The organism is Acidithiobacillus marinus (assembly GCF_002847505.1).
GTDB classification, from domain to species: Bacteria; Pseudomonadota; Gammaproteobacteria; order Acidithiobacillales; family Acidithiobacillaceae; genus Acidithiobacillus; species Acidithiobacillus marinus.
In genome coordinates, this window is the sequence record NZ_MXAV01000052.1 from 1 (window position 1) to 12,118 (window position 12,118).

The window sequence follows — 12,118 nt, forward strand, 5'->3', positions numbered from 1 at the left end:
GGGTAGGGGGTAGAATGCTGTGGAGCGGTCGTGCCCTGAATTGGAGTTAGCTGATGGTCCCTGAAGAGCTGTTTTCTCTCGCGTTAGGATTGGTTCCGCCGTGGTTGGTGGATCATGTGACTTTCACGGTGGAGGAGAAACGCCTGGATCTGCACATCAACTTTCCCAAGGGTAGTCGCTTTGCTTGCTCCGTCTGTGGTGAGGAGTGTCCGGTACATGATACCCGTGACCATACTTGGCGGCACATGGATTTCTTCCAGCATGAAGCCTATCTCCATGCCCGCGTACCTCGTGTGAAGTGCCAGGAGCATGGAGTGCATCAGATATCTGTTCCCTGGGCACGGGAAGGCTCGCATTTCACCCTGCTCTTCGAAGCGCTGATCATGACCCTGGTGCGGGAGATGCCGGTATTGACCGTAGCCCGCCTAGTCGGCGAGACCGACACGCTCCTGTGGCGGGTGATTGACCACTATGTGCCAGAAGCCCGTACCAGAGTGGATATGGCCCATGTCCATGCCGTCGGCGTCGATGAAACCAGCAGTCGGCGCGGCCACGACTACATCACGCTCTTCGTGGATCTGGATGCCCGGCGACTCTTGTTCGCTACTCCCGGCAAGGATGCCAAGACCTTTGAGAGATTCTCCGCAGATCTACAGGCCCATGGTGGTAGCGCGGAAGCGATCACCGATGTGAGCATGGACCTCTCGCCGGCCTTCCAGAAAGGGGCTGCCGAGCACCTGCCCAATGCGGAGATCACTTTCGATCGTTTTCACCTCATGAAGCTCGTCAACGAGGCCGTGGACGACGTGCGCAAGGGGGAAGTCCTCACTCAGCCAAATCTCAAAAAGACCCGCTGGCTCTGGCTCAAGAACGATTGCAACCTCAAGGTGAAGCAGAAAGAAAAGCTGCAGGCATTACTCAAAGACCAGAACCTCAAGACGGCGCAGGCCTACCAGTTCCGCCTGACCTTTCAGGACATCTTCACGATCAAGAATCGCCATCAGGGGGCTACCCTCTTGAAAGCCTGGTTGGAAAACGCCAGAACCAGCGATCTGCCGCCTATCGTCAAGGTCGCCTACACCATCATGAATCACTGGGATGGCGTGCTCCGATGGTTCGAGAGCCAGATCACCAATGGAATTCTGGAAGGTTTCAACAGCCTCATTCAATCCGCCAAGGCCAAGGCTCGGGGTTACCGCACGCACAAGAACTTTATCAACATGGCCTACCTGATCCTGGGCAAGCTGGATCTCAGGCTACCCACTTGAAATGACGAGGAACCTTCGAGACAATGTAACGCCGGCAATTGACTTTGCCATTTTCCTTACCAACGTATCAGCATATGTCGTCCTGGTCTTATAAATAAAGACCAATCTTTCCACGCCTAGAATCCTCGCATTGAACTCGGCGTTTCTTATTAGTCCTGATAAATCATTTTCCTCGTGTTGTTCCGGGTCTATCTCATAGACGGCCAACCCCGAATAGGTGTATCCATAGCTGTTAATGCCAAGTTTAGGCCCGACAATTGTTGGAAAGCTGTCAACTGCTCTTGATGCAAAGAGGTGCGGTTTCACGGATTCCTGGTCGATCTCCCAACTATCGAGATTATAATTCTCGGCTACAGCCACCAAAGCGTTATCGCCAATATTGATGGCTTCGTAGTCGTCTTCGTATGCCAACTCCGAATAAGGCATGACCGCAAGCTCTCCATTCATCTTGTCTATGGAATCCATCACTTTGAGCAAGAGCTTCCCGCCTTGTTTTTTTACTACTGTGGTAAATGCGGGCCACCAAGTCCCTTTCATGGTAGCGTATATTGCTTCGCTGATTTCTTTTTTATTCGGAATAAGCGGTATATCTATTACCCTGACATTTTCATTTTCTGAGTTGTCTGTGTACATTTCTATCACACCAAAGACGGTTTCTTCATTGCCGTCTATCACTGCTTTTCTCAAATCAGCTGTCACCATTCTACCTAGCTTCTGATATTTCTTTTCAATGGCTATGGCTACTATTTTTAAGGCAGCATCCTCATCTATGCCAAGATCGCTCAAGGCTTCACTAAACTCTTTTGCACGGATGTTCTTTATCCTTTTTCTGATCTCGTAGTTTTCTGTCAAGTTACCGTTCACCGGCTGCTGACCCCTAACAAACCGATAAACTTGCGGCGGAAATACGGCTTTATCAACATCTGTTGATATGATCTCGTATCTGCCCGTAGCTGACATATATCAGTGCACATTTCTATTCGAGTCGGAAACCAGTCCGCCTCTGAATACGCTTTTGTCTAGGGCCATGGGATATTCATCCATGGATAAATAAATTTCGCAGCCATCGTCCGTCTTGCCAATGCTGGTGGCTCCGCTTTCCATGATGGTAATACTTTCTTTGTTGTTTTCTGGCAATATATCCTGGGCGCTTATCTCGAACTTGGTGTTGCTGGATGGCCAACGGTCCACAACCAGCGATTTGATGGTGAAGCGTGTGGCATCTTCCGGACTCATAATGAAGCCCATCACCCGGACGTTATATCCATGTATCGTCTTGTAGATTCCGCCAATGGTGATGTTGGCGTATCTCCGGCGTCCATATTTAATTTTGACGCTATGTGCGGTGAAGTTTCGTTTATTCACAGGAATCTCCTATGCTGCTCATGTAGCCATTCTGGCTACACACTGCTCGTATTTGGTGAATGGGACACAGCAGCTTGTATGCACCCAATATATCCAACCATAGTTACCATCTTTGCTGCCTTTTGTTTCTGATGTAACCTTTTTTATGCTAGCACCTGGGTGAAAGCATTTACTTACTTTTGGGTAGGCTTCCTGCATTTTTCCGGACAACGAAAGTGGTGCTGTCATGGTTCCGAACACGGTGGCAGCCTCACTCATGCCTCGGTAGGCTTCTGTGGCGGAAGCGATCACGTTGCTTGGTCCAATGTCCCGCATTTGTCTCGGGTACAACGGTCCCCAATCACCGATGCAGGCATCTTTGCCGATAATGCCTTGGATTTTTTTGCTCAGCCCCCCGATCCCTTTTGTGCCACTTTCTGCGCTGCAGGTGAACGCGTTGGATTTCAGTATTTTCATAATGCTGAAATCTCTGCAGCCCGTTCTCCAATTCAACGAGTCCAACTCGGAGAAGTATTCGGGGATTGGCATGTATGGTACCAGCGCTGCCAGCTTGGCTATTTGTCCTATGGCCTTTCCTTCAGCTACCGAGCTTCCGCCACATTTTCCTGAAGATGGCTTTTCATTCCCGCCAATCCCTGCGTTATAGCTCAACCCCTGGGTTGCCGACAGGGAGCACCCAAAACAGGACATCGTTCCGGAAGAGAGGGCGAGTATCTGGTTGGTTAATCCCCAGATATGCACCACAAACGTATTGTCTGTTCCGTTTTGGCTGACCTGTTCGGTGTGCCCGAGCACCTTGCCGAACAAGCCTGCAATCATTGACCCGACACCAGGCATCATGAAGTACCCCGGCGTTTTCACCGTTCCGTCGAAGTTTGTGGGAAGCCATTCTGAAACTATGTAACCGTAGGGTATGGGCGCCCCGCAAAGTCCTACGATCATCGGCTTCGCGCAGCTTTTCCAGTTGATCGACGTCATCAGGTTGAAACTGCTCGCATCAGCCGCACATGATGCCGTCAGTGCCGCCAACGCCATCGCGCTGATGATAAATGTTTTTTTACGTTTATCAGATAGCATCTCATGCTCTTTTTAATCTAAAAACATCATTATATTAGACCATAAATCCCATAAAAAAAAGCCACTCCGATTATTGGAGTGGCTTGTTCGATGCGTTTTTCAGGCAGTTGCTGCTAAGAGTGCCTGAGCAAGGTGGCCGTTTTGAGCGTTTATAGCGCGTGTAAAATTCGCTTTAACCGCTTCAAAACCATCTTCTGTAAGTCCAAGTCCGTACACTTCTATACCGGATCGCTCGACTTTCTTGCATAGGTCGAGGTGCGGTTCGTTCGGCACTCCATCCGTAATCACGATGATGCCCCGTCTTTCATAAGGGCTGGCTTTCAGTATGTCTTCCGCAAAAACAATGGCCTCAGCCGTGGGGGTTAAGCCGTCCGGCTTGATGTCTGGGATTCGGTCTAAGCGGTTGATCGTACCAATGCTTATCCCTGTAGGGGTTACCCCGACAGGCTTTCCTTGGTCATTCATTGCCCACTCGTAATTCCCATAGTATGTGATGACATCCACCATGGTGTCCCCTTGCTCCTGAAGAAGCTGGGCGAAAGAAAGTGTGGTGTTGAGTGCTCGGACGTAAAGGTCCTCCATGGATCCGCTCATGTCGGCGGCAATGACATAATGGGCTGATTGTCCGTATACCAGGCGTTTCTGCCCAAATGGATTAATGCCACTGCTGACGACTGGCAAACAAGATGTACGCAATGCGTACCCTTTCCCTTTTTTGGCAGGGGTGCTTTTTCGGCTTACGCTTTCAGCCAATGATGCCGCCAAATCGTAAAAGCCTTTATCCACACTCACCCGTTGGTTTGAGGGGTTGAGAATCTCCACGGTGACCTGCTGACCATTCTCCATGCATGCGCCTTCGGCACTTCCTATGCCAGACAAATGCTCAGCAATACTCTGGAGTGTGTAAGCTGGTTGTGATTTTTCTCCGGCATCATCATCTGTACTTTCCGATGGTTCCCCTGAACTTGGAGATTCAGCATCTTGCGTGGATTCAGACCCGGACTCTGATTCAGCCTGGCCCTCATCCTCCGGTGTGGCATCGCCGAGAGCGTCCTCATTACCCGTTGAGGGTTCTGATTCTTCCCCGGTCTCGCCGTCACCCGTGCTTTCCGATGATTCCCCTGAACTTGGAGATTCAGCATCTTGCGTGGATTCAGACCCGGACTCTGATTCAGCCTGGCCCTCATCCTCCGGTGTGGCATCGCCGGGAGCGTCCTCATTACCCGTTGAGGGTTCTGATTCTTCCCCGGCCTCGCCGTCACCCGCGCTTTCCGATGAATCTCCCGAACTTGGAGATTCAGCATCTTGCGTGGATTCAGACCCTGACTCTGATTCATCCCGGCTCTCATCCTCCGGTGCGGCATCGCCGAGAGCGTCCTCATTACCCGTTGAGGGTTCTGATTCTTCTCCGGACTCACCGTCATCCGCGCTTTCCGATGATTCCCCCGAACTTGGAGATTCATCATCTTGCGTGGATTCAGACCCGGACTCTGATTCGCTCTGGTCATCATCCTCCGGTGCGGCATCGCCGAGAGCGTCCTCATTACCCGTTGAGGGTTCTGATTCTTCTCCGGACTCACCGTCATCCGCGCTTTCCGATGATTCCCCCGAACTTGGAGATTCATCATCTTGCGTGGATTCAGACCCGGACTCTGATTCGCTCTGGTCATCATCATCCGGTGCGGCATCACCGGAAGCGTCCTCATTACCCGCTGAGGGTTCTGATTCTTCCCCGGCCTCGCCGTCACCCGCGCTTTCCGATGATTCCCCAGAACTTGGAGATTCATCATCTTGCGTGGATTCAGACCCGGACTCTGATTCAGCCTGGTCATCGTCTTGCGGTGGTTGAGAGTCGCCGCTGCCAGATGAACTTTGGCTGGCCTCCTGATTCTCGGCAATGAGACGCATAATCTCTTCCGTTTTTTCCGTTGTCGAAAGAGTGGTGTCCAGAACCGTCTGGATGCTATCGCAAAGCTGCTCGCCAAACTGGTTGGCGTGATGTTTTATTACTAAAGCCATCAGGTCATCTAATACTGGATAAATAGCACCTTTCGTTACGGCCAGCACCAGTAAAACGTGTAAGTTTGCGTCTTTGTGTATGGCGGCTTCGCAGACCATCTTTTGGTTCGCGGGTTCCAAAAAGGTCCTGGTTCCGGGTCGATCTTTCATCATCTCCCGCTCTACCCGGCTATCGTCTATCACCGCCCAGATTGTCTTGCCCACATCATCCAGTGCGTGTTGGGCAGGTTCATTTCCGCTGAATAGGTAGTGAGCCATGGCATTGGTGGAAAATCCCAATGCCATTTCAACCTCTTCAATACCAGCGTGTAGCAACCAGTTCGGCAATGTGATTTCGTTACCGTTGGTTACCACACTATTGCCCTTAAACTTCACCTGCATACGACTGCCCGAACAGGCCAATCCATGTGAAAAGGCGTTCAACACCTTGTTCATCTTCATATTTTTCTCCAAAAAAAGGGGCTTTCGCCCCTTTCGTGTTTGTGGTTGATTAGCTCAACGCGTCCTCAAGGGACATTATTGCATCACCTTGATTCGCTGGTTGAGATGGTTGGGTAAATGGCATAGGCTGCTGCCCTGCATCCAGCGATTTGGCTAGTTCCGCCGTTTTCATGGGGCTCGAAAGCACCAGATAAAGGCTGGCCAGGTCCGATACCTGTTCGTCGGACATCCGTTGCCCGCCAGATTTGAGGCGGATCGTTTTTTCCGTGATGTAATGCGCCAATTCATCAAACCCATCCCGTAAAAACGCGAGACTTTCGATCTTTTCCGCGATTTCGATGAGCGGTGAAAGAGCACGTCGGCTGGGTTGCCGGCCATTTTGAAAGCTGCCTTTGAACGCCATTGATGCACGATCTGCCACCTCATTTAGCAGCTGCTCATCCAGTCTTCCCATTTCGACATCGAACTGGTTGACCTGACCGTCGGTATCCACAGCTGCTGCCGTGAACGTGTAAACGTCCATACGGATTCGCTTCTGGATGTACTCTTTGGTTGGGGCGCCGGAACGAATGACGTCCGAATAGGCATCGGGATTTTTATCCACCCATCCTTCGACCGCCTCATCCAGCTCGGCCACCAGAATATCGCGCTGCCGCTCGACTTCCTCCTTGATATTCCGGAGTTGGTCAAGCACATCGCGCAGCTTGTGTTTAGGAATGCCGTAGAAATCGGACAAAGAAACACCCGACTTGCTACAAATCCGTTCGGCTGCCGCGCGGGCATTGAGGAAAAATTTGACGCGATCCGGATCGATGACTTTTTTCGAGCCTAACGACGCCAGTTCCTTGGGTGGAATGGCGCCGTACATCTCCACGAGATCTTCGGGCGCCAGTTTTTTACGCCCTGAAATGGCTTTGACCACCGGACGTACAAAAACAATATTTTCGGTTTCCATAAAACTGCTCCTTGTTTGTTTGGCCGCTTTCGCGGCCGTAGATGAAAGTAAATTACATGACGGCCTTGGCGAGATTCTCAACGGCGATCCGTTCAGAGTCTTCGAGGCCGCTTCCAAAGACTGCATTCAAAGAGGCAACCATGGCATCTTTTGCAGCAAATCCGGCTGCTTTGAATTGTACTGTAAGCTGTGTCCAGGCGATCAAGTCTCGCGTAGATATACCGCGCTCTATCGTTTCCGATTTTGCTGCATTTCGGATACTTTCGGCGGCCTTCACATACATTCCCACTACCGGCTTCAAAACGGCGGGTGCATGCTTTTTGACAATTTCTGTTTCGATGTCAGCGGGCATGTAATCCATTTCGATGCGATAGAAGCGATTGAGTGTCGCCTGGTTCAGCTCTTTGGTTCCTTTGTACGAGGATCGATTCTCTCCGGCACCACGGCTGTTGGCCGTAACGATGACCTGAAATCCGGGCTTGGGTTTTACGACAACCACCCCACCCTTGTTCAGAGTTACCGGCTCTCCCTCCAATACTGCATGGAGAGTGGTCCACACATCCGGGGCGATGATGTCACCCTCATCAATAACCACCATCTGACCATTCCGCATCGCTGAAGTGATGGGGCCATCCTGATGGAAGATTTCTCCATCCACCAGGGTGAGGTGCCCAATGAGGTCCTCAACGTCGGTAGAACCGTTCGCTGAAAAGCGAAGCAATCCGCGACGCGTATGGTGCGCGATCCACTTGGCCAGATGGGTTTTACCGCACCCTGTCGGGCCGTAAATCCATAGTGGACGCGTGGGTTGAGATGCCCATACGGCTAACTGTGCTTTACGGGCGAGGTCCAGATACACCATACCGGGATCTTCCGGAATACCTACCTGATGTTCAAACTTGGCTGCCTCCATTTGCGGGAGGTCCAGGAATTTGCAACTCATATCTCACTCCTTGTTAAAAGGGAGCCTCCGGCTCCGGTAATTCGGCAAAACAGGGCGCTGGTTCCTCAACCTTACGGGCTTGGGGTGCGGCCTGCTGTGGTTTTTTGGCAGGTGTTGGTAATGGCGCTGCCGCCATCAAATAAGGCTGCACGACATATCCCGTCACTTGCCCGGCTGGGCGGTGAGCCTTTTCCGGTTGCGGCGGGGTCTGCGCGGTTGATTGCTGAGAGTTCGACTGCTGACTCTCTTTAGCGTCCTCCGCAGCACCCACAAAATGAAATTGATCGACGATAATTTCCGTGACTTTCAAGTTTGTGGTGCCGTTATTCCAGGTGCGGTAATTGATGCGACCCGTGACCTGGATGCCTTTCCCCTTCGAGAAATACTTGGCGATACGCTCGGCGGTAGCCCCGTAGGCCACACAGCGATGGTACACGCGCTTGGTCGTAAATTCCCCCGATGCAGAGTTGAAGCTCCGCTCGAAGCTCACCACCGGAAATGTGGTTGCCAGGGTTTTTTCCCCAGCGGCATTTTTCCCAATTTCGTGGCACTCCGGGGTTTCCCCCGTAATGCCTGTGATAATAGCGATGGAACTCATTTTTACTCTCCTATTTTTTCATGGATAAGCGCCACAAAGTCCTCTTTGCTGAGGGCTCCGGCCGTTACGCGATGGTACTGTTTGACGATGCGACGTAGGCGCACCTTGTCCGAACCGAGATAGTTGGCGAACATGGAAGCGTCAATAGAGAATTCGGTGGCGATTTCGCAGGCCACCTTGGCGTCTTCGTCTTCCAGCAGGAAAAACAGGCCCAGGTTTTCCTGGGAGCTGCTTTGCGATGTGTTGGCCGGATCCGCCTTTGACGGTGATTCGTCGGCCTTGTCGGCTGAATCCTCAAAGGCATCCTGTTTGCTGCGGCGTGGGAACGCTGCAACAGTGGATGGTCCTTCTTTTTTTGCCGGTTGTGTATGAGGGGATGGCGCGGTCGTTGATTTGATCTGAGTCCCGACTTCACCCATTTTTTGAATGTCACTTTCAATGTCACTATCCAGATCATCGGCGTTAATGTCGCACACTATAGCCAGCATACGAGAAAAAGCGGCGCTCTGGATGCGCTCCAAATCCTTGTAAGCAGCAATTTCCCCGAAAGCATCTGCCGAACCCACCACACGCTGCGTGAGGTCATCTCGCAATGAACAGCGGTAATGCACGCTGTTCTGAAAGACGTTCGACGGACACTTTTTGACCACTTCCTTGAGTGCCTCTGGGGCGTCTTTCAACGCGTTGAGAGACTGCAAAAAGGGGCTGGTAGCCGATTGCGGAATGGTTTCCACAACGACCGAGTAGCGTTCCCGTGGAAACCGCTCATAAAAAATCCTTACTCTTTCGGAAAAGGCAAGGATCTCTTTTACTTCACCATTTTCTCCAATGATGGAGAGTTTTTTGACGTTCATTTTTTCATGCGCCTCCTTAGCGCGTCGTTCAAATCCCCGCTTTCCGGCAAAGTGATCTCTGCCTTCTTGCGAAGATTTTTTTCAATAATTTCCTTGAGTTTAAAAGCCCAGGTTCTCCCCGGGTTGAGTTCAGAGTCAGAATCGTTATCCGTGGTGATGTGGTACACAGTCACTTCGGGATTTTTTTTCTGAAATGCCTCCAGCATATCCGGGTGCCAGTTGTTGACGCCCGGTAGGGCCAGGATGTGGCCCTGATAATGCATAGCGACACCGGACAACATATCGATAAACCCTTCGACAATCATGGTACCTTTGGGGTTATTACCCCTCCAGAACCATGGGTAGCCAGAAACGCCATAACGCATGCCTTTGTTTTCTCCATCCCGTGGTTTTCGTGCAATACGAAACTCGGCTGAGGTGAGCCCCGGAAGAAAGGCCACAATGGGCCGAAAGGCAATACCCGGTATTTTTTTTCCGGCTTTCCATAGCCCGGAAGCCATAAGTAGATCTTGACCTAAATGATCTGAAAGGAATTGTGCCGCCTCGCTGGTGTTATCTGGCATGAATGCCAGCAACATGCGGTCCATGGCTTCCTGGACCACGCTTTCTGGCAAACACCTTTCTTCTATCAGGTATTTTGCCGCGTTACGCCAGCGGTGATCATGCAGGTTTTGCCCTGCGGTGACCTGGCGTAACTGCTTTATGGCGGTCGTTAATGCTTCTTGGTTGCGTCGATCATCGGCAGGAGCCGCTGTTCGTCTCGGGATGGATACTGCCTGTGGCGTATTCTCGCCCAACAGCATCTTCGCGGCTTCCAATGGTTCGTTCACGCCCCATATTTGCATGGCTGCGTCAACGATGCTGCCATGGGCACCGCAACGATAACAATTATAGTGCTGGGTGTTGCCGGCATTTTTGACTTCGAGCTTTACGCTCTTGCTGGAAGATTCCCCGCAGCTGGGACAACACGCAAATCGTGCCGAACCGGCAGCTTCCTTGGGTTTCCCCAGATAGGCCGTGAGAAACTCTACCAGATCGAGGCTTTTCGCCTCTGCGAAGTAGTCCCTCATTTTTATCCTCCAATATCCTCCGGAAATTCTGGAGGTATCCACATATCTTCGAGCCCCTTCAGGTCCTCCAGGTCATCCGTGGACCGCTTGGTCACGGCGATGTTGGCGTTGCATGGCCCAGGACCTGGATCTTTGGGCGACCACATTTCAGCGACCACTTCTTCCAGGATTACCTTTCCATCTGAATATGGTTCACTGCGGATGTAGCCGTTTACCCGGATATGCTCCGGGATTTCCATATCCTCCTGGCCTGGGATAAAGACCCTGACGGCGCCTTTCAGCGTATGCACGCCGATAATATGTCCGTTCTTTGATTCCGAGTAGCCGACATATTTTGTCGCGCCCTCGACCACCACGATATTCATGAGACCTCCTCAAAAAGACCCGTGGGAATATTTATTCCCGGAGGAATATGAAATCCCGCCGTGTCTTTTGAATTTGCGCATAAGCTTTGATACTCACACAAGTTGCAGGGTGAGTTGAAGCCGTAGCGACTGGTAGCGAAAAATTCCTGATTGCGAATCCGATCCGCAATCACCCGGGTTTTGGACAGCAGGTCTTCAACTTGAGCCGCCCCTCTACGTGGAGAGGGGATCATGTTGACGGCCGCATTTTTTTGGGCGGATGGCGGGTGACTTTCCACAATGGCCAGATGATCGATTTTGTCGATGCTGGCTTCTTGGAGAACATCCTCCGCGATAATTTGCATAAAGGTGAGCTGGTCAGCATGGTCAGCAAAGCATTGGGTCGCTTTGGTTTTCCCTGATTTCCAGTCGATCAGCCAATATTCGTCGTCCTCATCCACCGCCAAAAGATCCATCCTGGTGACCAAAATAATCGAGGGGTCGTCGGGATGGCGCGATTCTATTTTCAACTCAATCGCCGGAGTCTGGTGGATGTATGCCGGGGTAAGCCCGCTTTCCATCCACCAATCATAAAAGACCAGCAGTTCCGCGTTGATGGACTGGGTTTCCTTTTCGGTCAACCGTGCATCCGCGCAGGCTGCGGGCTGATCCGTTCTGAGGGTGTGTTCAAATCCCAGATGCCGGATGGTGCCCAAGAGCATTTTACGATCTTTTTCTTTCGGCTTTATTCTGAGCGATTTGTACCAAAACTGCCTGGCACACGTCTCCATGGTGATCATCGATGATGGAGACAATCTGACTTCTGCCTTTTTTTCCTTTTCCATAGATTTTCTCCAGGTAATTTTTACACCATCTTTCTCGAATTTCATCTGCACAGTCTCTGGAAATGCCCATAGCTGTTGTGCAGTTTGTGAAAGATGCGCCATTTTTTTCCTCGGACATGAACCACAACACCGCGTCATCCAGATCTTCGCCTGGCGGCAAAGTGCTGATTTGGTGTTTGTACATATCGAGTAAAACAGCGCAAACATTGGGGATCATGGCTTTGGGGATGGATACTCTTTCCCGTATTTCGCCCGTAATGCTGGTGTAAGGAACGCCCTGGAGCAAGCTGGTTTGCTTACTCATGGTATTCTCCTTAGACTACAGATAGATAACAAGAC

Annotated in this window: 12 protein-coding genes; 1 reads left to right on the forward strand and 11 read right to left on the reverse strand. The window is 51.3% G+C overall.

The window, feature by feature from the left end; translation table 11 throughout:
• Positions 1-53 precede the first annotated feature (53 nt).
• Positions 54-1,268, forward strand: a complete 1,215-nt coding sequence (locus B1757_RS13385; RefSeq protein ID WP_101536405.1) for an ISL3 family transposase — start codon at positions 54-56, stop codon at positions 1,266-1,268.
• Here the strand turns inward: B1757_RS13385 and B1757_RS13390 are convergent.
• From B1757_RS13390 to B1757_RS13440, 11 genes are all read right to left on the reverse strand, one after another.
• Entirely contained in the window at positions 1,257-2,228 is a 972-nt protein-coding gene (locus tag B1757_RS13390; protein WP_101538797.1) for a hypothetical protein, read from the reverse strand. The genes B1757_RS13385 and B1757_RS13390 overlap by 12 nt on opposite strands.
• 3 nt (positions 2,229-2,231) lie before the next feature.
• Entirely contained in the window at positions 2,232-2,633 is a 402-nt protein-coding gene (locus tag B1757_RS13395) for a hypothetical protein (protein WP_101538798.1), read from the reverse strand.
• A gap of 18 nt (positions 2,634-2,651) precedes the next feature.
• A complete protein-coding gene (locus B1757_RS13400; protein WP_101538799.1) occupies positions 2,652-3,710 on the reverse strand; it encodes a hypothetical protein in 1,059 nt (352 codons plus the stop codon).
• 99 nt (positions 3,711-3,809) lie between these two features.
• Entirely contained in the window at positions 3,810-6,170 is a 2,361-nt protein-coding gene (locus B1757_RS13405; RefSeq protein ID WP_101538800.1) for a VWA domain-containing protein, read from the reverse strand.
• A 49-nt stretch (positions 6,171-6,219) separates the two neighbouring features.
• Positions 6,220-7,125: a DUF3150 domain-containing protein gene (locus tag B1757_RS13410; RefSeq protein ID WP_172437727.1), complete on the reverse strand. Its 906-nt coding sequence runs from the start codon at positions 7,123-7,125 to the stop codon at positions 6,220-6,222.
• A gap of 52 nt (positions 7,126-7,177) precedes the next feature.
• A complete protein-coding gene (locus tag B1757_RS13415) occupies positions 7,178-8,068 on the reverse strand; it encodes an AAA family ATPase (RefSeq protein ID WP_101538802.1) in 891 nt (296 codons plus the stop codon).
• A gap of 13 nt (positions 8,069-8,081) precedes the next feature.
• Entirely contained in the window at positions 8,082-8,666 is a 585-nt protein-coding gene (ssb, locus tag B1757_RS13420; protein WP_101538803.1) for a single-stranded DNA-binding protein, read from the reverse strand.
• Between the two features lie 2 nt (positions 8,667-8,668).
• A complete protein-coding gene (locus B1757_RS13425; protein ID WP_101538804.1) occupies positions 8,669-9,520 on the reverse strand; it encodes a hypothetical protein in 852 nt (283 codons plus the stop codon).
• Entirely contained in the window at positions 9,517-10,590 is a 1,074-nt protein-coding gene (locus tag B1757_RS13430; RefSeq protein ID WP_101538805.1) for a toprim domain-containing protein, read from the reverse strand. The genes B1757_RS13425 and B1757_RS13430 overlap by 4 nt, the downstream gene beginning before the upstream one ends.
• 2 nt (positions 10,591-10,592) lie before the next feature.
• Complete coding sequence (locus B1757_RS13435; RefSeq protein WP_101538806.1) at positions 10,593-10,955, reverse strand: hypothetical protein; 363 nt, start codon at positions 10,953-10,955, stop codon at positions 10,593-10,595.
• Entirely contained in the window at positions 10,952-11,986 is a 1,035-nt protein-coding gene (locus B1757_RS13440; protein ID WP_101538807.1) for a PD-(D/E)XK nuclease family protein, read from the reverse strand. The genes B1757_RS13435 and B1757_RS13440 overlap by 4 nt, the downstream gene beginning before the upstream one ends.
• Positions 11,987-12,118: the final 132 nt, after the last annotated feature.

Coding starts and splice junctions, on each gene's coding strand:
- B1757_RS13425 (WP_101538804.1), bottom strand. CDS start 9,520: ATGAACGTCAAAAAACTCTCCATCATTGGAGAAAATGGTGAAGTAAAA.
- B1757_RS13435 (WP_101538806.1), bottom strand. CDS start 10,955: ATGAATATCGTGGTGGTCGAGGGCGCGACAAAATATGTCGGCTACTCG.
- B1757_RS13430 (WP_101538805.1), bottom strand. CDS start 10,590: ATGAGGGACTACTTCGCAGAGGCGAAAAGCCTCGATCTGGTAGAGTTT.
- B1757_RS13385 (WP_101536405.1), top strand. CDS start 54: ATGGTCCCTGAAGAGCTGTTTTCTCTCGCGTTAGGATTGGTTCCGCCG.
- B1757_RS13415 (WP_101538802.1), bottom strand. CDS start 8,068: ATGAGTTGCAAATTCCTGGACCTCCCGCAAATGGAGGCAGCCAAGTTT.
- B1757_RS13400 (WP_101538799.1), bottom strand. CDS start 3,710: ATGCTATCTGATAAACGTAAAAAAACATTTATCATCAGCGCGATGGCG.
- ssb (WP_101538803.1), bottom strand. CDS start 8,666: ATGAGTTCCATCGCTATTATCACAGGCATTACGGGGGAAACCCCGGAG.
- B1757_RS13410 (WP_172437727.1), bottom strand. CDS start 7,125: ATGGAAACCGAAAATATTGTTTTTGTACGTCCGGTGGTCAAAGCCATT.
- B1757_RS13440 (WP_101538807.1), bottom strand. CDS start 11,986: ATGTTTGCGCTGTTTTACTCGATATGTACAAACACCAAATCAGCACTT.
- B1757_RS13405 (WP_101538800.1), bottom strand. CDS start 6,170: ATGAAGATGAACAAGGTGTTGAACGCCTTTTCACATGGATTGGCCTGT.
- B1757_RS13390 (WP_101538797.1), bottom strand. CDS start 2,228: ATGTCAGCTACGGGCAGATACGAGATCATATCAACAGATGTTGATAAA.